We start from the raw sequence: 18,560 nt of genomic DNA on the forward strand, positions 1-18,560 counted from the left end.
AAATGAGGAATGCGGGATGCGGGAACGAGGTCAGAACAAATCGACCTCGAGGAACACGACCGGCACGCTGCCGCGGTTGAGCAGCGCGTGAGGCCGGCGATGGGTCGAATACGCCTGGCCGGCCTCGACGACGACCGGCTCGTCCTGGCCCTCGAGGTACTCGGTCATGCGGCCCTGCAGCACATAGGCCACGGCCGGGCGATCTGCGTGCGAATGCATCGGCAGGAAGCCTCCGGGCTCGATGGTGACCTCGCGCATGCGCAGCAGGAGTTCCCTGGAAGCGCCGAAGCCGCCGGGCAGTTCGACCTTGGCGATGACGGTTCCCGAGATGCCGACGCGCTCGCCGGGCAGCGACTGCAGCGCCGGCGCCGGCTCCGACGCATCTCCGGATACCGATGCCGGCATCACGGCAGGTCGCAGCGAGGCAAGGAGCTTGGAAACCCAGGACTTCATGAATACATCTCCAGGTGGGTGCCCGCCTGTTGGTGGCGGACTGGTCGAGTGGAGATGGACTGTAGGAACGTATGGCTGCGCGGTCCAATACCGTATTCATCGAACTGTCATCTTGCTTGCGAATAAGGAGAAAGAGTCCGCAAACGAGGCCACGGCCCATGCGAACGCAACAGGCCGACCCTCGACAACATCTCGATGAAGAAGGCGATACGGGCCAGCACGTGTCGGCCATCGGCGACGGCTGGAGCCTTGCGAGCCGGATCGCGCGATCTCGTCGCCCTCCCCTTGGGTGAAGAACCACGCACGCATTCCGCGTCGCGCACCCGCCTGGAGGTGGCGTCCCGGAGAACGCCTCGCTCACGATGCAAGACAAGCCGACGCGGCCTTCCGTGCGGGTTCGCACAACCAGGGGGAGGCAGGCCGGGCCATCGGGGGCCTGGCGCCGGCGCAGCGGCGCACCCAGGCTCGGCCCATGCGCGACGCTCACGGATCGAAGATGAAGAAGCTTGGGCAGCGCGATCCGATGCGCGCCGACATGCCGTGCGAGCTTCGTTGCAGCACAAGGGACTATCCGCGATGGCGGACAGCGGAGACGAACGACCGGAGCAGGCGCTCCCCGGCCGTTGTCGGCAGTCGCGGGTCGCGCGAGGGCGGCCCGACGAGATCGTCAGTCAGTCAAGCCGCCTGCAAACTTCTCGATAGAGCGTTGTCGACCCTCGAGCCCTGCAGCCCTGCCTTTGCGCCCTCGATGACTTCCGCCAGGAACTCCGCGTCGCGCGCCACACCCGAGAAGCGCCCCGAACCCCAGGTATGCAGCCACGGCAGCCCGAGGAAGTAGAGCCCCGGCTCGCGGGTCACGCCGCGCAGATGCATGGGTGCGCCGCGGCCGTTGAAAACGGGGGCCTCGACCCAAGCGAAATCGGGCGAGAAGCCGATGCACCAGACCACGCTGGTGATGCCCGCCGCCGCGATGTCGAGCCGCGTGCGCTCCTGCGGCGGCTCCCACACGGGCGTGTAGACCGAAGGCGGCGGCGCCTCGAGGCCCTGTGCGGCGATGTACTTGTCGATCGATGCGTTGATGCGGTTGTAGGTGTCGTCGGCCTGGTCGAGGTTGTCGCGCAGGTTCGGCTGGAACTCGAAGGCACTGCCGTCGAAGCCGCCGAGCAGGCCGTAGAGCTCCATGCCTTCGAGGGCGAAGCGCCGCAGGTCGATGTCGCGGCCGCCGTCGCGGCCCGTCACGTAATGGTTGGTGTTGTCGCGCACGCCCTCGCGCAGCGGGTGCTCGGTGACGGGCATGTCGTAGTACTTCATGTCGGCGAGCCAGTCGACCACCTCGCGGCCGCGATAGAAGCGCGCGCAGCGCGGCGCATTGCCGGTGGCCAGGTGGACCTTGCGGCCGGCCAGGTGCAGGTCTTCGGCGATCTGCGCGCCCGACTGCCCGCAGCCCACCACCAGCACCGCACCCTCGGGCAGCTGCGCCGGATTGCGATACTGCGCCGAATGGAACTGCGCGACGCCCGCCGGCAGCTTCTCGGCCAGGCGCGGCACGATGGGGCGGTGGTAGCCGCCGGAAGCCACCACCACCTGGTCGGCGGTGTAGAGGCCGGCGTCGGTCTGCACGTTGAAGCGCTCGCGTTCGCCGTCGCGCGCCACGCGCTCCACCGTCACGCCCTCGATGGCCGGCGCCTTCACATGCTCGACGAAGCCGGCGAGCCATTCGTTGATCTGGTCCTTCACCATGAAACCGTGCGGGTCGCCCCCCTGGTACCCCCAACCCGGCAGCTGGCACTGCCAGTTGGGGGTGACGAGGCAGAACGAATCCCAGCGCTGCGTGCGCCATGTGTGCACGAGACTGCGCTTCTCGATGACCAGATGGTCGATGCCGCGCAGTTGCAGGCAGTAGCTCAGCGACAGGCCGGCCTGGCCGCCGCCGACGATGACGACGCTGTAGTGGCTGCGTCCGCCGTAGGGGTGTGACATGAGGATCTCTCTTTCTTTCTCTCTGGATGTGGCGGGGGGTCGGTCAGTCGAAGGCGACGACGGTGACCTTCGCATCGGGGGTGCGGTCGAAGCGCGCGGCAATGCCTTCGATCTCCGCGAGCTGGTCCATCGCCTGCGAGCAGGCGAAGCCGTACTTCGCGCGCACCCGCTCCGAGGCGATGCCCAGCGCTTCGCGCGTGCGCAGCAGGAAGTCGTCGAGGTCGTAGCGCTCGCCGGGCACGAGGAAGTCGCGCACCACCAGCGAGGGCGAGTAGCAGCGCGTTTCGCTGGCATCGGGCCAGCGCACGTGGAAATGCATCACGGGCATGCTTCGGTCTCCTGGATGGCGGCGCGGTACAGCGCCACATGGCGTTCGGCACTGGCGTGCCAGCTGAAGCGTGCGGCCAGCCGCGCCGCGGAACGCGCGATGCGCTGCGCGTCGCGCGTCGACAGCGCATGCCGCAAGGMGGCGGCGATGGAGGCGGCATCGGCCGGATCGGCCCAGCTCACGTCGTCGCCGGCGAGGTACTCGGTGAACGGCGCGATGCGCGAGGCGACCACCGGCACGCCGCTCGCCAGCGCCTCGAGCACCACCAGGCCGAAGCCCTCGCGCAGCGAAGGCATCGCGACGACATCGGCCAGCCGGTAGAGCGAAGGAATGTCCTCGTCGGGCAGCGGGCCGGTCAGCCGTACGGGCAGCGTCGGGTCTTCGTCGAAGCCGAGCTCCTGCATCAGTGCGCGGAACCGCAGGGCATAGGCCGAGTGATCGAGCAGGCTCGCGCCGCCCGCCACGACCAGTTGCGCCCGCGGATGCGAGGCGCGCAGCAGCGCGAAGGCCGACAGCAGCCGCGCAGTGTTCTTGCGCTCCTCGACGCCGCCCAGCGCCAGCACCACGGGCGCGCCAGGCCGGATACCCAGGCGCTGCGCCAGCGCGGCATCGACCGGCCGGGCCTGCGACGAGAAGCGCGCGGTGTCCAGGCCGTTGGCCACTTCGTGCGCGGCGATGCCGTACTCGCTCGCCAGGTGCTCGCGCCACAGCCGGCTCACGCACAGCACCTGGCTCGCCCTTGCGAACGCCGTGTACTGCCACTGCGTGAGCTGCGGCACGTCGAAGCTGTCGAGGTGGTGCACGGTGCGCACGAAGCCGTCGATGTCGCCCGCATCGCGCAGACGGGCGAGCGCGTTGCCGCCGATGGAGTCGTGGGTGTGCAGCACGTCGAACCGCCCGCGCCGCAGCATGCCGCGCAGGTGTCGTACGAAGGCCTCGATGCGCGATCGCACCATCTCCACCGTGTCTTTCGGTGTCGCCGACACCGGCACCAGCTCGATGGCGCAGGGCGGCTGGCGGAACAGCCGCTGCCCCGGCGCGGCGGGGGCGAGCACGGTCACCGCATGGCCTGCCGCGTGCAAAGCCGTGGCAAGCTCCAGCGTGTGCACCACGCCGCCGCGCGGATTGACCGAATGCGTCAGCAGTGCGATTCGCAGGGGGCGATCAGACATACGTCGCCTCCCGGGTGTCGGCCGCCGGCTGGATGAAGGCCTCGCTGCCGAAGTCCCACAGCAGCGCTTCTTCGCCCTCGGCGCGCAGCCGCACCTGCCGTGTGGCATCGACCTGGCCGACCACCGCGCTGGCGATATCGCGCGCGGCGAACCGGGCCATCACCGCCGCCGCCTGCGCGGGCGACACGCTCAGCACGAATCCGTAGCTGGGAAACGACGACAGCCAACGCAGCAGCGGCACGCCCTCGGGCCTCGGGATCGCGTCGAGGTCGATGCAGGCGCCCACGCCCGAGCATTCGAGCAGCATCATGGCCGTGCCCACGGCGCCGGCCATGCTGATGTCCTTGCCGGCGCGGCACAGGCCGATTTCGGCGATCGAGGGCAGCAGTTCGAGGTCTGCGCGCAGCCGTGCGGCGGGTGCGCGGGTGGACGCGTTCCAGTACGGAAAGGGCTCTTCGTAGGCGCCGCGCAGGTCGGCCGCCATCACGAGCAGGTCGCCCGGCCTCGCGTCGAAGCTGGTCAGCAGCCGGCGGGCATGGCCGAGGATGGCCACGGCGAGCTGGGGGCGATCGCTGCGGTTGTTGCTGTGCCCGCCGACGATGGGCACGCCGTAGCGCGCGGCGGCCTCGGCCATGCCGCGCAGCATGTCGTGGGCCGGGTTCATGCCCGTGCTCCACAGCGCATCGACCACGGCCGTCGGGCGCCCGCCCATGGCGTAGACGTCGCTCACGTTGACCATCACGCCGCAATAGCCCGCGAACCAGGGCATGCGCACGATGAAGTCTTCCACCAGCCCCTCGATGGCGAACAGCAGGTAGCCGCCGCGGCCGTCGGGAATGGCGGCGCAGTCGTCGCCGACCGGCACGGCCTGCGCGAGCGCATCGTGTCCGCCGGGCAGAGAGCGCCCCAGCGCCGACACCACGTCGCTGATGTCGCGCTTGTGAGCGAAGCCGCGCGTGGCGCGCAGGGCCTCTGCGATGTCGTGGACCCTGGTCGTCATGACGCCACCCTCGCGCGCGTAACGAAGCCGCTCACGGGATCGTGGCAGGGCGGATACCAGCCCAGGTCGGCCTGCATGCGCGCATGCGGGCGGCCGTGCACGCTGGTCTCTTCGAGCACCCGCCAGCCGAGCTTGCGGAACAGCGGCACGTTCTGCAACTGCACCTGCGCCAGGAAGGTCTCGCAACCCAACGCATTGGCGCGCGAGACCGCAAGCCGGATCAGCGTCACACCCAGGTGCCCCTGGCTGCGGAACGCGGGGTGCACGGCCAGCCGCGAGCCCCACCATTCGCCTTCGGCCCTGCCCTCGCCGCGATGGATGCGCACCGTGCCCACCACCTGCTCGGGCATGCCGCCGTTGCAGGACATCGCCACCAGCAGCTGTGCGCGATCGTCGGTGGCATCGCGGTCGTCGCGCGCGAAGATACCCTGCTCGATGCAGAAAACCGCCCGGCGCAGCGCCATCGCCTCGTCGCGCTCCCACTGCTGCGCGGCCTCGCGCACCAGATATTCGACGGGCGCATAGTGCTCGCCCATCCGGTCGCGCATCTCGCAGAGGTCGTCGAGGCACAGCATGGTCAGCTCTCGCTATCTTTTTCGTAGATGGAAAGCGACGAACACGCGCCGCACTTGCCGCAGCCCGCCTTGATGTCGGCGGAGCGCAGGCCGGCCGCCACCACGCGCTCGCCCAGCGGCGCGAGCAGCGACTTCATGAATTCGGGCGTGGGCGCGGGATGGTCCTCCAGCGGCGTGCCGCTGATCGGCACGAAAGGCACCACGAAGGGGTACACGCCGCGTGCCAGCAGCTGGTCGCAGGTGTCGAGGATGGCTTCGCGCGTGTCGCCGAGCCCCGCCAGGATGTAGGTACTGACCTGTCCGCGGCCGAACACGCCCACCGCCGCCTCGAAGGCGCTCATGTAGCGCGAGATGGGCACGCTCGCCTTGCCCGGCATGATGCGTTCGCGCACTTCGGGCGTGACCACCTCCAGGTGCATGCCCAGCGTGTCGATGCCCGCGGCCTTCATGCGGTGGAACCACTGGTCGTCGTCGGGCGGCTCGCATTGGCCCTGGATCGGGATGTCCACTGCGGCCTTGATCGCGAAGGCGCTCTCGCACAGCACGGCCGCTCCACGGTCGGTGGCGTTGGGCGTGCCGGTGGTCATCACCATGTGCTTGACGCCATCGAGCAGCACGGCCGCGCGCGCCACCTCGGCGAGCTGCTCGGGCGTCTTGCGCGCGACGGTGCGCCCCGCCGCGAGCGACTGGCCGATCGCGCAGAACTTGCAGCTCTTCCTGCGGCTCTCGTAGCGGATGCAGGTCTGCAGCACGGTGGTGGCGAGAACGTCGCTGCCGTGCAGGGTGGCGATGTGCGAATAGGGCACGCCGTCGAAGGTCTGCATCCCGTAGAAGCGCGGCTGCTTCGGAAAGCTGATGCTCGCGATGGGAATGCTGCCGCGCATCACGCGGCTCACGCCCGCGGCGTCGGGCGCCTCGGCGGTGAATGGCGAGTGCCAGGCGGTGGAGGTGTGGACCGGCACCATGATCGTGTGGCCGTCCACCGTCACGGCCTTGTGGTCCGAGGGGCCCGCGCCGCCGCGGCGGCTCGCGACGCCGGTCGAAGGGTCAGCCAGCCGCAACCCGAAGGACTGGAGCTCGGTCATCAGCTGCCGGCTGTCTTGCTGTGTCGTCGTGGTCATGTTCTGGACTCCGTTGAACGTGGGGTTGCGTGCGATCCATCGGCACGGTGGTCTGCGCGGGCCGGTCGTTGATGGCGAGCGAGAGCAGCTCCGGCCGCGCGTAGTGGCCGACCGAATCCATCATTCGCTTGCGCTTGGCGATCAGCGCCATGTCGAGGTCGGCCACGACCATGCCTTCGCCCTCGGTGAGCGGCGGCGCGAGGTGCTTGCCCTCGGGCGAGACGATGGCCGTGTGGCAGCCGCCGCGCAGCGCCTTCTGCAGGTTGGCATCGGGCGTGACCGAGCGGATCTGCTCGTCGGTGAGCCAGCCGGTGGCGTTGACCACGAAGCAGCCCGACTCCAGCGCGTGATGGCGGATGGTCACCTCCATCTGCTCCGCGAAGATCGGGCCGACCAGCGAGCCCGGAAACTGCGCACAGTGGATCTGCTCGTGCTGCGCCATCAGGCTGTAGCGCGCGAGCGGGTTGTAGTGCTCCCAGCAGGCCAGCGCGCCCACGCGGCCGACAGCCGTGTCGACCACCTTGAGGCCGGCGCCGTCGCCCATGCCCCATACCATGCGCTCGTGGTAGGTGGGTGTGATCTTGCGGCGCTTGAGCACCAGCGTGCCGTCGGCGTCGAACACCAGCTGCGTGTTGTAGAGGCTGCCGTGGTCGCGCTCGTTCACGCCGAGCACCACCACCATGTTGCGCGCCCGCGCCCGCTCGGCCACCGCCTGCGTGACGGGGCCGGGCACGACCACCGCGCGCTCGGCCAGTTGCAGGTGCGGCGCACCCTGCTGCACCGGCGGCAGCACGAAGCTGAAGTAGGGGTAGTAGGGCACGAAGGTCTCGGGGAAGACCGCGATCTGCGCGCCCTTCGCCGCGGCCGCGTCGATGGCGCCGCACACGCGGTCGAGCGTGCCGTCCGGCCGTTCGAAGTCGGGGGCGATCTGGATCGCCGCCGCCCGCACGATGCGCTGAGAAGAGGTCATGGTCACCCCCTGTCCGCGACGGCGAGCGCAGCGAAGCCAATTCGGGGAACACCGCGGAACCGGCTTTGCCGGGCTGCGGGTGTTGCCCCCGGAGAGGGGGTTGGCGAAGCGGCACGAAGTGCGCGAAGACTGGGGGTGGACATTTACAGCGTCCAGGTGTCGATGATGACGGCGCCCGCCTTCTTGTGCAGCAGCACGAGGTCGAGCACGTCCAGCGGGTTGATCGGCTTGATGCCCTCGATCAGCGCGCCTTCGCCGTGGCCGTAGAGCGCCTGCAGCGCGAAGCGGCAGGCATAGACCTTGCCGCCTTCCTCGATGAACTTGGCGATCTGCTTGTTGAAGTTCTGGTGGCCCGGGAAGGCCTCGTCGCCCAGCGTCGGAAAGCCGCGCTGCACGCCCAGCGTGACGCCGGGGCCATACAGCAGGACGGAGGTGTCGTAGCCCTTGCGCTTGAGCCGCGTGGCCTGCAGAAGGTTGACGAAGCCGATGGAGCCTTCGAAGGCCACGGTGTGGAAGGTGACGAGCGCCTTCTCTCCGGGCTCGGCCTTGACGTCTTCGAACACCTTCTCTTCGTAGTCGACGAGGAACTCGCCTTTTTCGTTGCGGGGGCGGGTGACTTTGGGCATGGGGTACTCCGGTTGGGTGAAGGGGTACGCAGGTGTTGCGTGCCCTCTTCTTCGCAGGCGTTGTGCCAGCGGCCGGCCGGGCCCGTGCGATCAATGCGCGATCAACGCGAGGCGGCGCGGTCCGCGCGCCGGCAAAAAATTTTTCGGGGCCTGCAAAGGTGCCGGCGAAGCGGGCCCGTGCGGCCGTTTCCGCACCGCGACGACGCACAACCCGTGCGATCAATGCACCCGATCATTGGGGTTGATCGCACCTGATCGAAGCATCCGCCGCCTGCGGCGCGGGCGCGGTTCCTGCATGTTGATCGGTGGCCAGATGCAATCAATGGATGCAATCAACTCCACCGGACCACGCCCGATGCCCACCATCACCGCCCACTGGCGCAAGCAGCTGCGCAACACCGCCCGACCGGCCTACCTGCTGCTGGCCGACCTGATCGCCGACGACATCAAGACCGGCCGCCTGGGCGTGCGCGACCGCCTGCCCACGCTGCGTGAGCTGGCGGCGGAGCTCGAACTCAACTACACGACGGTGGCGCGCGGCTATGCCGAGGCGCGCAAGCGCGGGTTGATCGATTCGCGCGCCGGCACCGGCACCTTCATCCGTTCGGGCAGCCCGAGCCTGCGTCTGCGCGGCGGCAGCGGCGCCGAGATGACGATGAACATGCCGCCCGAGCCCGACGACGGGCACCTGATGGCACGCCTGCACGACAGCGCCAGCCGCGCCTTCGCGCAGGTCGATTTCCACGACCTGCTGCGCTACCAGGACTTCGGCGGCACCGCCCACGACCGCGCCGCCGCGATGCACTGGCTGCGGCCGTTCGTTCCCGACGCCAGCGTCGATCGCATCCTGGTGTGCCCCGGCATTCACGGCGTGCTGACAGCGCTGTTCTCGCAGCTCGCGCGGCCCGGCGAGCTGGTATGCGTGGAGTCGCTCACCTATCCGGGCGTGAAGGCCATCGCGGCGCAGCTCGGCGTGCAGCTGCATGCGCTGCAGATGGACGACGACGGTCCGATCGCCGATGCCTTCGAGCACGCCTGCAAGACGCTCAAGCCCAAGGCGCTGTATTGCAACCCCACCCTGCTCAACCCGACCGCCGCGACCGTGTCGCGCGCAAGGCGGGAGGCGCTGGCCGACGTGGCGCTGCGCTACGCGGTGCCCATCATCGAGGACGACGCCTACGGCATGCTGCCTCGACAGACGCCCGCTTCGCTGGCCACGATGGCGCCGGGACTCACCTACTACGTGAGCGGCTTCTCCAAGTGCTTCGGCGCGGGGCTGCGCAGCGCCTACGTCTGCTCGCCGACGGTCGTGCAGTCGCAGCGGCTGGCCGGTGCGATGCGTGCGACCACCGTGATGGCCTCGCCGATCACCAACGCGCTGACCACCCTGTGGGTGGAAGACGGCACGGCAGAAGCCATGCTCCAGGCAGTGCGCGCCGAATCGGCGGCGCGCCAGGTGCTGGCCGCGCGCCACCTGGGCGACAGCGGCCTGCAGGCGCATCCCGAAGGTTTCCATGCGTGGCTGCCGCTCACGCCCGGCTGGAGCCCGGTGGAGTTCGCGTCGTACCTGCGCACGCAGAACGTGGGCGTGGTGGCGAGCGCGGCGTTCTCCACCGACGGCGATCCGCCCGACGCGGTGCGCATCTGCCTGGGCGGCCCGATGACGCGCGAGCAGTGCGACCAGGCGCTGCGGCTGATCGCGGACACGCTGGCGCACCCGTTGCATCCGCACGCGACCCTGGGGGATCGCAGCAGCGGCCGATGAGATGCGTCCACCCCGTCCAGGCAGGGCGACGCTACGGCGCGCAGGCGCAGGCCAGCGCGAACATGGTCCGCACGGGCTTCATGAAATGGGGCCGCACGCGAGCGCTCCAGCTCGTCTCGCGTACCGCCAGCCACTCGGCGCAGGCCGTGGTCCGGTCCGAGACGAGGTCATAGCACGCGAGCGACTCCTGCTCGTCGTCGTTGTTCCAGAAGCGCTGGGCGCCCATGCAGCCCGGCACCGCCGCCAGCGCGGGCAGATGCTCCTGGTCGTACCAGCGCTGCAGCTCGATGCCCCAGCCGGGCTCGGGCTTCATCTCGACGACGTAATGGAAGCGCGCAGGCGAATCCGCGCTGGCACCGGCGATGTCGTGCATCAGCGTCAGGCGGGAGGCCTCCACCCGGGCTGCGGGCCAGGCATTTCCCGCCTCCCGGGCCAGTTCGATCAGGCAATGCCTCGACAGCGCCGTTCGATGGGACAGGCGCAGGTAGACGTACGAGCGCTGCAACGCCGCCGAATGGGCATGCCGGACGACGCGCCCGCCGATGTCCGCCCAGCAAGGCGGAGGCGTCAGCCCTGGCCCGAACGGATCGTGTGACGGCAGCGCGCCATGGCAGCGCAGGAGGACGACGTCGGTTGGAATTCGGCCGGTTGTCGACATGTGCACCTCGAGGAGGAAAGCGCGGCGGCGAAGCCGCGGCTCAGGCCGGAAAGCGGTACAGGGCCTGCGGGTTGTGGACAAGAAGTTGCGCCAGGTGCGCTGCATCCGGTGCGATGCGGCCCAGCGCATCCACGAGCGCGCCGTCGTCGGGGATGTGGGTGTGGTTGGGATGCGGCCAGTCGGTCCCCCACACGCATCGTTCGGGAAAGCGCTCCACCAGGATGCGGGCCAGCGACTCGCCGTGCGCGTAGCGCCCGGCCGGCGGTGCGTGCGCATCGATGCGGTCGATGCCGCTGACTTTCACGTGGAAGCGCGGGTTCTCCAGCAGCTTCAGCAGCGCCCGGAAATCGGGCGCATCCGGCCCGCGCCTGGCGTCCACGCGCCCCATGTGGTCGATGACGACGGGCACCTGGCTGCGCTGCAGCGGCGCGCAGAGCTCGTGGACCAGCTCGCTCTCGAAGTGCACCTGCAGGTGCATGCCGGCGGCCGCCAGCCGCGGCGTCAGCGCGAGCACCGCATCGACGCCCGCGGTGGTGGCGATGTGCCGCATGAAGTTGAAGCGCACGCCGCGGAAGCCCGCCTGCGCCAGGCGCTGGAGCTCGGCATCGGGCACGTCGGTCTCGACCAGCGCGATGCCGAGATAGCGGCCCCGCCCCGCCGCGATGGCGTCCTCGACCACGCGGTTGTCGGTGCCGTGGGTGATCGACTGCACGATCACGCAGCGCTCGATGCCCAGGTCGCGATGCAGCGCGAACAGCGTCTCCTTGGGCGCTTCCAGCGGCGTGGCCCGGCGGTTTGGCGCATACGGAAAGCGCGCGGTCGGCCCGAAGACGTGCACATGGCTGTCGCAGGCGCCGAGCGGCAAGCGAAGGCCCGGCGGCGAGGGGTGCTCCAGATAGGTCCTCACTGGAACGTCGGCCTCGGTGGTGGCGTGGGTCATGGCGGTATCTAGTGCGAGATGTTCAGTGCCACGAGGAACCGCGACACCATGTTGTAGGCCGCCGCGGTGGCAACCACTTCGACCACGGCCGAAGGCTCGAAACGCGCATTCAGGCGGTCCATCAGTTCGGCGGGCACCTTGACATCGCGTGTCATCCGGTCGGTCAGCGCCAGCAGCAGCAACTCGTCCTGCGTAAAGCCGCCGTCGAAGGCGGCCGCGGGATCGGGGGCGCGCAACGCATCGATCTTCTCCTGCGCGAACCCCGCCTTCAACGCATGCGGCACGTGCGCCTCGAACTCGAAGGCCGCTTCGTTGAGCACGGCGACGCGCAGGATGATCATCTCGCGCAGGTCGGCAGGCACCGAAGTGCGGTTGCGCACGGCCGTCAGCATCGATTCCCAGCCGCTGGCGATGCTCGGGCTGTTGAGCAGCACCTGGTAGAGCAGCGAGATCCGGCCGCGCTCCGACAGGATTCGGGCCTCGATGCCGGCGAGTTCGGGGACCGTGCCCGGCACCACCAGAGGAACGCGTATGTGGCTCGTGCTCATCATTCGGCCTTGATGTTGCGGGACTTGATCAACGCGGCCCACTTGTCGGTATCGGCCTTCAGCAGGACCGCCAGCTCCTGCGGCGTGGATGTCTTCGGCTCGGCGCCGCCGCGCAGCAGCCTGGCGCTGACCTCGGGGTTGGCGATCGCGCTGCGCACGGCCTTGTTCAGCTCCTGCACCACCGCCGGAGGAGTCTTCGCCGAGACGAACAGCGCGTACCAGTTGTTCGTGTCCACGGCCTTGATGCCCTGCTCGTCGAAAGTCTTGACGTCCGGCAGCGAGGGATGGCGCTTGCCCGCCGCGATCCCGATCGCCTTGAGCCGGCCGCCCTGCACGTGCGGCATGATCGCCGCGACGTCGGCGAACACGCCCTTGACCTGGCCGCCCATCAGGTCGGTGAAGGCCGGCGCCATGCCCTTGTAGGGCACGTGAAGGAATCGCGCGCCGGTGGCTTCCTCGAGCTGGATCAGCGCCAGGTGCGGAATGCTGCCGGAGCCCGACGAAGCCATCGGCGTGGACTCCTTGCTGGCCTTGGCCGTCTTCACGAACTCGGCCGCATCCGAGGCCGGGTCTTTCGCGCCGACCACCAGCACTTCGACGTTGTTCGCCACGAGCGAGACCGGCGCGAAATCGCGCCGGGTGTCGTAGGGCGACTTCTCGAGCAGTGACGGATTGATGGCGGCCGCGCCCACGCTGGTGATCCAGATCGTGCTGCCATCCGGGGCGGAGCGCAGGGTTTCCATTGCACCCAGCGCGCCGTTCGCGCCGGGCTTGTTGTCGACGATGACCGGGCGCTTGAGTTCGCGGCCGAGTTGCTCGGCCAGCGTCCGCGCCACGAAGTCGACCGGCCCGCCCGGGCTGAACGAGGTGACGATGCGGACCGGCTTCCCGCCGGCCTGCGCGAATGCGGCAGATGCCAGCGAAAGCATCGCGGCCGCGGCCAGGACTTGTCTTCTCTTCATCGCTTGTCTCCTTGCTTGCTTTACGGGCCGCTCAGTCGCAGCGCGCCGTCATGCCGCCGTCCACGACCAGCTCGGTGCCGGTCACGAAGCGGGCTTCGTCGCTCGCGAGGTAGAGCGCGGCGCTCGCCGTGTCGCGGCCATCGCCCATGAAGCCCAGCGGGATGCGCTTCACGCGCGAGGCCAGCAGCGCCTCGATGTCGCCGCCGGTGCGCTGCCCGGCCAGGCGCGCCTCGACCATCGGGGTGTGCAGCTGCCCCGGCACGACCGTGTTGACGCGCACGCCATCGGCCGCATGCTGGACCGCCACCACGCGCGACAGATGGATCACCCCCGCCTTGCTGGCCGCGTAAGCCACCTGTGCGCTGCCGGTCCAGCGCAGGCCCGAGGTCGAGGCCACGTTGACGATGGCGCCGCGCTTGCGTTCGATCATGTGCGGCAGCACGTGCTTGCAGGTGAGGAACACGCTCTTGAGGTTGACGTCGATCTGCGTGTCCCAGGCCTCCTCGCTGAGCTGCACCGGACCGCCCGCGGCCGAGCCGCCGACGTTGTTGATCAGGATGTCGGGCGCGCCATAAGCCTCGATGCAGGCCTCGACCATCGACTTCACGCTCGCGGAGCTGGTGACGTCGCAGATGCACGTGGTGATGGATGCCGCGGCGCTGCCCGCGAGCGACAGGGTCTCGGCCAGGCGTTCGGCATCGCGGTCGACCGCGAGCACCCTGGCGCCTTCTTCCGCGAGCCGCACGGCCATCGCGCGGCCATTGCCCCAGCCTGCGCCAACGCAGCCCGCACCCGTCACGATCGCGACTTTCGATTCGAATCTCTTCATCGTTGCTCCTCGAGCCCGGCTTCCCCGGGAAAACCTTGAGTCTGGGTCGAACGCAAGCAAAGTTAAATCGAATGAGGCCTATATCAGATATGTCTTTGCGCTATGGATCTCAAACAGCTCGAGTACTTCGTCGTCGTGGTCGAGAAAGGCAGCTTCAGCCGTGCCGCGGCCGCCCTGAACCTGGCGCAGCCGAGCATCAGCCGGCAGGTCGCATTGCTTGAACAGGAGCTCGGCCAGCGCCTGCTGGAACGCACCGGCCGGGGCGTCACGCCGACGCAGGCGGGCCATGCGCTGCAGGCCCATGCCCGCGTCATGCTCAATGCGGCCGCGCAAGCCCTGTTCGAGATCAAGGAGATGAGCGACGAACCCGCCGGTAAGGTGGTGGTGGGGCTGCCCAATCGGGTGGCCAGCGGCCTGTGCGTGCCGCTCGTGCGGGAGTTCCGCGAACGGCTGCCCAATGCGATGCTGTCGGTGGTGGAAGGCCTGAGCCTCTCGCTTCGCGAGGGCCTGCTGGCCGGCCGCATCGACGTCGGCGTGCTCTTCGACCCTCCGCCCACGCCGCTGCTGAGCTACGAGCCCTTGATGCGCGAGAGGCTGCTGCTCGTCGCGCCCGAAGGCTATCGGCTGCCCGAGCGGGTCTCGCTGGCCTCCCTCGCCGATTTCCCGCTGATCCTGCCTGCCGTACCGAACCCCATTCGAAGCCTGGTCGACGCGGTGATGCTGCCGCGCAAGATCAGCCTGGACATCGTGGCCGAGGTGGGCGCGGTGCACACGGCCCTGACGGTGGTCGAGGAAGGAATGGCCTGCTCCATCCTGCCGGAGAGCGCGCTCAACCTCAGCACGCGCCGCGCCAAGGTGCGGGCAGCCCCCATCGGGCCTCCGGCCATGTGGAACAGCCTGGTGCTGGCGATGCCGACCGCCCGCCCCGCCAGCCGCCTCATCCAGGAGACCGCGAAGCTGCTGCGCGCACTGGACTTCCGCGCCTATCGGCCGGCGGCGCCGATGCCGGCCGCCGAACGATGAGTCTCAGAAGTCGATGCGGATGCCCGCATCCTTCACCGCCTTGCCGATCTTGACGAGGTCGTCCGCGATCAGCTGCCTGAACTGCGCGGGGCTCGACTTCGTGGGAACGAAGGACAGCTCGGCGAACTTGGCCTTCAGCGAAGGCGCATCGACCGCCTTGGCGATCTCGCTGTTCAGCCGGTTCGCGATGTCCTCGGGAAGATCGGCGGGCCCCCAGATGCCGTACCAAGACAGCAGCTCGAAGCCGGGCATGCCGACCTCCGACAGCGTGGGCACGTCCGGCATCGACGGCACGCGCACCTTGCTGGTCACCGCGAGCGGGCGCAGGCGCCCTCCGTGCACGAAGGGCGCGACGCCGGGCATCGGCGAGATTGCCGCGGAGACATGGCCGCCGATCACGTCGGTCAGCTGCGGCACGGCGCCCTTGTAGGCGATGATTTGCATCTGCAGACCCAAGACGCGGTTGACCATCTCCTCGCTCAGGTGACTGGTCGTTCCCAGCCCCGAGGTGGCCCAGGTGTACTTGCCGGGGTTGGCCTTGGCCATCTGCACGAACTCGCCCATGGTCCTGGCGGGCACGTCGTTGTTGACAGCCACGATCAGCGGCACATAGCCGATCTGCCCCACGGGCGTGAAGTCGCGCTGCGCGTCGTAGGTCTTCTTCGCGACGACCAGCGGCAGGTAGGCCTGGCTCGATGCGTTGAACAGCAGCGTGTAGCCGTCGGGCTTGGCTTTCTTCACGTGCATCGCGCCCACGAAGCCCGAAGCGCCCGGTGCGTTGTCGATCACGATGGGCTGCCCGAGCTGGCGCTGCAGTTGCTCGGCCACCAGCCGCCCGACCGTGTCGATCGAGCCTCCGGGCGTGTAGGGAATGACCATCCGTATCGGCTTGTCCGGATAGCCCTGTGCATGGGCGAAGGCGCCCGCGAGCATTGCCGCGCCGGCGAGCGCCAGCTTGAGGGCGGTGAGGGTGGTTGTCCTGATCATGTCGTCTCCTGGTGTGCTCATGTGAATCGAGTGCCGAGCGCCGTCGTACGACACGCGCAGAAGCCTGTCGGGCGCGCCGCGAACCGACGCGCCACGTTGGGCGGTGTTACTTGCCGTAGACGCGGCGCGCGAACGCCGCGATCGCATCGGCCATCGCGCGAGGCTGCTCCGGCGCCATCGCGTGGCCGGCGTCGCGGATCACCTGCACCGTCACCCGGTCACCCAGGTAGGGCTTCATGACGTCGGGGATCACGACGGCGTCGTGCTCGGCCTGCAGGTCGAGGATCGGAACCTCCTGCCCTGCGGAGAAGTAGTCGTCCACCGGCGTCACGCGCCGGGCATGGCTTTGCGCCTCGTGCGCCTCGGCGCTCCAGCCATCCAGCCAGACGCGCGGGTCATGGCCCGGGGCGAAGAACGCGCGGCGCAGGCAGTCGATGCGCTGCGCTTCGGACAGGCTCGGGTCGCCCGCCCCGTCGATCGCATCGCGCAGTCGGCCGTACGGCTTCTCTTGCGATCCGGGCGGCAGCTTGCCCGCCGAGGCGGCGGCCATCACCACGCCGCACACGAGGTCCGGACGGTCCGCGGCCAGCGTGCGTGCAGGCTGGCTGCCCCACGCATGGCCCACCACCACGAGCGGGCCGGTGCGCTCGTGGTCCAGCACGGCAGCCACGTCGGCGGCGAAATCGTGCATGTCCAGCGACTGCATCGGCCCTTGGCTGCGGCCGATGCCGCGCGGCTCGGGGCGCAGCACGCGGAAGCCCTCGCGCGCCAGCATGGCCGCGACCTCGTCGTAGTCGCGCCCGGAGCGGGCGAGCGAAGGAAGGATGCAGATCGCGGGTCCCGTGCCTTCGTCGGCGTACTCGATGCGGATCTGCGCACCGTCGCGCGCCGAGGGATAGCTGATCAGCTTGCGCGACACGCTGGGGCGCGTCGCGGCTTGTGCGGTTGAATCTTTTGTCTCCATGCCCGAAGTCTTTCAGGCGCCGACATCAAGGGTAAGCACATGGCTCCTATAGCAGATATGTTTTCCGGCTATCGGCCGCTGCGATGGCGACGAAGATCTGCGGGCCACGGCATGCTCCTGATTGTTCGGGTCTTGCGCATGGAAGCCGAGCGCGCGGGCGCGACGGTTCGCCACGCTGCATGCCTGCGGGCGCGGACCGTCGATGCCGAAGGCGCGAAGGTGTGGCGTCGGCGGCTGGCCGCCCTCAGGCTGCCAGCCCGCGCAGGTCGCCGGCCTGGTCCAGCGACCAGATGCTGCGCAGCAGAGCCCGCGCGCGCTGCGCGCCGATCACCGGCGCCGACAGCTCGAGGAATTTGTCGTCGAGCTCCGTGTCCGACAGCGGCAGTTCGGGGTCGCCCTTGCGGTCGGGCTGCAGCCAGGCGTGGCGCTGGCCGTCGTTCGTCTCGATCTCGACGCGGGCCGAGCGCCGGCCCGGGAAGGCGGCGTCGATCTCCGGGTCGACCACGGCCGTGATGCGCGCCATCATCGCGCGCGTGTCGGCATCCGCCAGCCGCTCGGGCGTGTAGGCCGCGAGGCGCACGCTGCCGTGCACCAGCGCGGTTGCCACCACGAAGCGCATGCTGAAGCGGGCCTCGTTCTCGGTGCGTGGGTCTTCGTAGCAGGCGATGTCCAGCGCCGGGCCGTAGGTGGCCACGTGGACGCGGCGGATGTCCGCGGCCCGCAGGTCGTGCCGGCGCGCCAGCTCCAGGGCGCCATCGATGGCCGCGAAGGTGTGGCCGCAGCCGATGTGGTTCTTGAAGGTCAGCCGCGTGATGTGGAAGTCGCGCCCGAGCGTGTCCCCCACGCTCGACCAGTCGGGGCCATCGCTCATGGCGCGGCCGAAGCCGGCCTCGCCGTCGAGCACATCCAGCGAACCCGTCACGCCCTGCGCGGCGAGCTGCGCGGCGAGCACGCCGCCTTCGGCCGCACGCCCCGCGTGCAGCGGCTTGGACATCGAATCCATCCGGAAGGCCTGCTGCAGCCCCGCTGCAAAGGTGGCAGCCGTGGCGAGCGCATGGGCGAAGGGCGCGCCGTGCAGCCCGAGCAGGCCGGCGGCGGAAGCGGCGGCGMCGAAGGTGCCCACGGTGCCGGTGTTGTGCCAGTGGCGATAGTGCGCCCGCCCCATCGCCACGCCGATGCGCGTCGAAACCTCGTAGCCGAGCACCACGCCGCGCAGGAAGTCCAGCCCGCTGGCGCCGCGGTCCTGTGCGATGGCGAGCGCCGACGCCACGGTGGCCGCTCCCGGGTGGTACATGGCGTCGCGGAAGCTGTCGTCCACCTCGGCGGCATGGGCCGCGGTGCCGTTGAGCAGCGCGGCCGCGCGCGCGGGTGCGGGCCGCCCATCGGGCAGGCGCGCACCGCCATGGCCGAGGTCGTCGGCCAGCAGCGCGCGAAGCTGCGGCATCGGCGCGACGTCGAGCCCCGGAAACAGCGCGGCGTGCCAGTCGATCACCGCGCGCTTGGCATGGTGCAGCACCTCGTCGTCGAGCCGGGCCTGGCGGAATTCGGTGGCGTGGCGGGCGAATACTTCGGTCGCGTGCATGAGGGTGTCCGATCGATGATGAGAAAACAGCAAGATGAGGGAGGCGGCGATGCGTGCGGGGGCCGGTCCGGTGCGGC

19 protein-coding genes are annotated in these 18,560 nt (G+C 69.5%); 2 read left to right on the top strand and 17 right to left on the bottom strand.

Annotation, left to right across the window (positions count from 1 at the left end):
- Window positions 1-30: 30 nt before the first annotated feature.
- From QMO14_RS02175 to QMO14_RS02215, 9 genes are all read right to left on the bottom strand, one after another.
- Window positions 31-453, bottom strand: coding sequence for a cupin domain-containing protein (locus QMO14_RS02175; protein WP_301503987.1), 423 nt, complete (start codon window positions 451-453; stop codon window positions 31-33).
- A 675-nt stretch (window positions 454-1,128) separates the two neighbouring features.
- Window positions 1,129-2,433: an MSMEG_0569 family flavin-dependent oxidoreductase gene (locus QMO14_RS02180; protein ID WP_301503989.1), complete on the bottom strand. Its 1,305-nt coding sequence runs from the start codon at window positions 2,431-2,433 to the stop codon at window positions 1,129-1,131.
- Window positions 2,434-2,476: 43 nt separating this feature from the next.
- Window positions 2,477-2,761 (bottom strand): MSMEG_0570 family nitrogen starvation response protein, encoded by a 285-nt coding sequence (locus QMO14_RS02185; RefSeq protein WP_301503991.1) that lies wholly within the window; start codon window positions 2,759-2,761, stop codon window positions 2,477-2,479.
- On the bottom strand, window positions 2,752-3,933 hold the full coding sequence (locus QMO14_RS02190; RefSeq protein WP_301503993.1) for an MSMEG_0565 family glycosyltransferase: 1,182 nt from the start codon (window positions 3,931-3,933) through the stop codon (window positions 2,752-2,754). Before QMO14_RS02190 ends, QMO14_RS02185 begins: the two co-directional genes overlap by 10 nt.
- Complete coding sequence (locus tag QMO14_RS02195; protein WP_301503995.1) at window positions 3,926-4,933, bottom strand: sll0787 family AIR synthase-like protein; 1,008 nt, start codon at window positions 4,931-4,933, stop codon at window positions 3,926-3,928. Before QMO14_RS02195 ends, QMO14_RS02190 begins: the two co-directional genes overlap by 8 nt.
- Window positions 4,930-5,508: an MSMEG_0567/Sll0786 family nitrogen starvation N-acetyltransferase gene (locus QMO14_RS02200; protein WP_301503997.1), complete on the bottom strand. Its 579-nt coding sequence runs from the start codon at window positions 5,506-5,508 to the stop codon at window positions 4,930-4,932. The genes QMO14_RS02195 and QMO14_RS02200 overlap by 4 nt, the downstream gene beginning before the upstream one ends.
- A gap of 2 nt (window positions 5,509-5,510) precedes the next feature.
- Window positions 5,511-6,593 carry an MSMEG_0568 family radical SAM protein gene (locus tag QMO14_RS02205; protein WP_301504384.1) on the bottom strand — a complete coding sequence of 361 codons (1,083 nt, stop codon included), beginning with the start codon at window positions 6,591-6,593 and terminating at the stop codon, window positions 5,511-5,513.
- Window positions 6,556-7,599 (bottom strand): Nit6803 family nitrilase, encoded by a 1,044-nt coding sequence (locus QMO14_RS02210; protein ID WP_301503999.1) that lies wholly within the window; start codon window positions 7,597-7,599, stop codon window positions 6,556-6,558. Before QMO14_RS02210 ends, QMO14_RS02205 begins: the two co-directional genes overlap by 38 nt.
- A gap of 143 nt (window positions 7,600-7,742) precedes the next feature.
- On the bottom strand, window positions 7,743-8,225 hold the full coding sequence (locus QMO14_RS02215) for an MSMEG_0572/Sll0783 family nitrogen starvation response protein (RefSeq protein ID WP_301504001.1): 483 nt from the start codon (window positions 8,223-8,225) through the stop codon (window positions 7,743-7,745).
- A gap of 355 nt (window positions 8,226-8,580) precedes the next feature.
- Between QMO14_RS02215 and QMO14_RS02220 the strand changes: the two genes are divergently transcribed.
- The gene (locus tag QMO14_RS02220; RefSeq protein ID WP_301504003.1) at window positions 8,581-9,990 is read left to right on the top strand and encodes a PLP-dependent aminotransferase family protein; all 1,410 of its coding nucleotides are present in this window, start codon (window positions 8,581-8,583) and stop codon (window positions 9,988-9,990) included.
- A gap of 31 nt (window positions 9,991-10,021) precedes the next feature.
- Here the strand turns inward: QMO14_RS02220 and QMO14_RS02225 are convergent, their stop codons facing one another.
- From QMO14_RS02225 to QMO14_RS02245, 5 genes are all read right to left on the bottom strand, one after another.
- Window positions 10,022-10,495 carry a hypothetical protein gene (locus QMO14_RS02225; RefSeq protein WP_301504005.1) on the bottom strand — a complete coding sequence of 158 codons (474 nt, stop codon included), beginning with the start codon at window positions 10,493-10,495 and terminating at the stop codon, window positions 10,022-10,024.
- A gap of 193 nt (window positions 10,496-10,688) precedes the next feature.
- Entirely contained in the window at window positions 10,689-11,588 is a 900-nt protein-coding gene (locus QMO14_RS02230; protein ID WP_301504007.1) for an amidohydrolase, read from the bottom strand.
- 8 nt (window positions 11,589-11,596) lie between these two features.
- A complete protein-coding gene (locus QMO14_RS02235) occupies window positions 11,597-12,136 on the bottom strand; it encodes a carboxymuconolactone decarboxylase family protein (protein ID WP_301504008.1) in 540 nt (179 codons plus the stop codon).
- On the bottom strand, window positions 12,136-13,098 hold the full coding sequence (locus tag QMO14_RS02240) for a tripartite tricarboxylate transporter substrate binding protein (protein ID WP_301504010.1): 963 nt from the start codon (window positions 13,096-13,098) through the stop codon (window positions 12,136-12,138). The genes QMO14_RS02235 and QMO14_RS02240 overlap by 1 nt, the downstream gene beginning before the upstream one ends.
- A gap of 31 nt (window positions 13,099-13,129) precedes the next feature.
- Window positions 13,130-13,927, bottom strand: coding sequence for an SDR family NAD(P)-dependent oxidoreductase (locus QMO14_RS02245; protein ID WP_301504012.1), 798 nt, complete (start codon window positions 13,925-13,927; stop codon window positions 13,130-13,132).
- Window positions 13,928-14,029: 102 nt separating this feature from the next.
- On the opposite strand from QMO14_RS02245, the gene QMO14_RS02250 reads away from it, so the two are divergent.
- Window positions 14,030-14,950, top strand: a complete 921-nt coding sequence (locus QMO14_RS02250) for a LysR substrate-binding domain-containing protein (RefSeq protein WP_301504014.1) — start codon at window positions 14,030-14,032, stop codon at window positions 14,948-14,950.
- A gap of 3 nt (window positions 14,951-14,953) precedes the next feature.
- Here the strand turns inward: QMO14_RS02250 and QMO14_RS02255 are convergent, their stop codons facing one another.
- The 3 genes from QMO14_RS02255 to QMO14_RS02265 form a co-directional block, all read right to left on the bottom strand.
- Complete coding sequence (locus QMO14_RS02255; RefSeq protein ID WP_301504016.1) at window positions 14,954-15,937, bottom strand: tripartite tricarboxylate transporter substrate binding protein; 984 nt, start codon at window positions 15,935-15,937, stop codon at window positions 14,954-14,956.
- Between the two features lie 106 nt (window positions 15,938-16,043).
- Window positions 16,044-16,901 carry an alpha/beta fold hydrolase gene (locus QMO14_RS02260; RefSeq protein ID WP_301504018.1) on the bottom strand — a complete coding sequence of 286 codons (858 nt, stop codon included), beginning with the start codon at window positions 16,899-16,901 and terminating at the stop codon, window positions 16,044-16,046.
- Between the two features lie 244 nt (window positions 16,902-17,145).
- Complete coding sequence (locus tag QMO14_RS02265; RefSeq protein ID WP_301504020.1) at window positions 17,146-18,483, bottom strand: MmgE/PrpD family protein; 1,338 nt, start codon at window positions 18,481-18,483, stop codon at window positions 17,146-17,148.
- Window positions 18,484-18,560 lie beyond the last annotated feature (77 nt).

Origin of the sequence: Variovorax sp. CAN15 (genome assembly GCF_030462475.1) — a bacterium.
Lineage (GTDB): Bacteria > Pseudomonadota > Gammaproteobacteria > Burkholderiales > Burkholderiaceae_C > Variovorax.

What these genes read in the sequence shown, in the direction of transcription:
- QMO14_RS02175 (WP_301503987.1), bottom strand. Translation starts at nt 453, where the DNA reads ATGAAGTCCTGGGTTTCCAAGCTCCTTGCCTCGCTGCGACCTGCCGTG.
- QMO14_RS02180 (WP_301503989.1), bottom strand. Translation starts at nt 2,433, where the DNA reads ATGTCACACCCCTACGGCGGACGCAGCCACTACAGCGTCGTCATCGTC.
- QMO14_RS02185 (WP_301503991.1), bottom strand. Translation starts at nt 2,761, where the DNA reads ATGCCCGTGATGCATTTCCACGTGCGCTGGCCCGATGCCAGCGAAACG.
- QMO14_RS02195 (WP_301503995.1), bottom strand. Translation starts at nt 4,933, where the DNA reads ATGACGACCAGGGTCCACGACATCGCAGAGGCCCTGCGCGCCACGCGC.
- QMO14_RS02200 (WP_301503997.1), bottom strand. Translation starts at nt 5,508, where the DNA reads ATGCTGTGCCTCGACGACCTCTGCGAGATGCGCGACCGGATGGGCGAG.
- QMO14_RS02205 (WP_301504384.1), bottom strand. Translation starts at nt 6,593, where the DNA reads ATGACCGAGCTCCAGTCCTTCGGGTTGCGGCTGGCTGACCCTTCGACC.
- QMO14_RS02210 (WP_301503999.1), bottom strand. Translation starts at nt 7,599, where the DNA reads ATGACCTCTTCTCAGCGCATCGTGCGGGCGGCGGCGATCCAGATCGCC.
- QMO14_RS02215 (WP_301504001.1), bottom strand. Translation starts at nt 8,225, where the DNA reads ATGCCCAAAGTCACCCGCCCCCGCAACGAAAAAGGCGAGTTCCTCGTC.
- QMO14_RS02220 (WP_301504003.1), top strand. Translation starts at nt 8,581, where the DNA reads ATGCCCACCATCACCGCCCACTGGCGCAAGCAGCTGCGCAACACCGCC.
- QMO14_RS02230 (WP_301504007.1), bottom strand. Translation starts at nt 11,588, where the DNA reads ATGACCCACGCCACCACCGAGGCCGACGTTCCAGTGAGGACCTATCTG.
- QMO14_RS02235 (WP_301504008.1), bottom strand. Translation starts at nt 12,136, where the DNA reads ATGAGCACGAGCCACATACGCGTTCCTCTGGTGGTGCCGGGCACGGTC.
- QMO14_RS02240 (WP_301504010.1), bottom strand. Translation starts at nt 13,098, where the DNA reads ATGAAGAGAAGACAAGTCCTGGCCGCGGCCGCGATGCTTTCGCTGGCA.
- QMO14_RS02245 (WP_301504012.1), bottom strand. Translation starts at nt 13,927, where the DNA reads ATGAAGAGATTCGAATCGAAAGTCGCGATCGTGACGGGTGCGGGCTGC.
- QMO14_RS02250 (WP_301504014.1), top strand. Translation starts at nt 14,030, where the DNA reads ATGGATCTCAAACAGCTCGAGTACTTCGTCGTCGTGGTCGAGAAAGGC.
- QMO14_RS02255 (WP_301504016.1), bottom strand. Translation starts at nt 15,937, where the DNA reads ATGATCAGGACAACCACCCTCACCGCCCTCAAGCTGGCGCTCGCCGGC.
- QMO14_RS02260 (WP_301504018.1), bottom strand. Translation starts at nt 16,901, where the DNA reads ATGGAGACAAAAGATTCAACCGCACAAGCCGCGACGCGCCCCAGCGTG.